Here is a 450-nt window from a genome sequence, read left to right as displayed (position 1 = left end):
CTCCGTAAAGGCCTGCATCGTGATGGTTTTCGACCGCTTCAACCAAAACGCGACCCATGCAGCCGTTCACGCCGGCAATGGCGATCTTCAATACACTCATGGGGCTTCCTTATTACGGCTTGTTTTCGGTGGTCGGAACGATGTTTTGTCCGGCTTGAACCGCTTCGATGGATTTCTGAATGGCATCACCTTCGGCGCGTGTTAGGACATCGTTTTCAAAGTACAGGGTCAGGTTGCTTTGTTCTTTGATGATGCCGTTGCGGCTGGTGTTGAAAGTGTAATCCCAGCGGTCTGCATGGAAGTCGTCGCGCAGGAGTGGCGTACCGAGCAGCAGTTGGACTTGGGCACGGGTCATACCTTGGCGCATGGAAACCACGGCGCGCGGATGGAGCTCGTTAGCTTGAATGATTGTAAGTTGTTAGGATGGAAAGTTGGATACGCGCTCGGCAC

2 pseudogenes are annotated in these 450 nt (G+C 53.6%); both read right to left on the bottom strand.

The features are described 5' to 3' along the window. A pseudogene (locus ACTHUE_RS20390) lies at positions 1–100 on the bottom strand (4-hydroxy-tetrahydrodipicolinate reductase); the annotation flags it as partial. Between the two features lie 12 nt (positions 101–112). Further along, positions 113–450, bottom strand: a pseudogene (locus ACTHUE_RS20385) (outer membrane protein assembly factor BamE); the annotation flags it as partial.

It is taken from the genome of Neisseria sp. P0021.S005, assembly GCF_051956955.1.
Note: the sequence above shows the minus strand (reverse complement) of the source record. Positions and strands in the feature narration are given on the sequence as shown.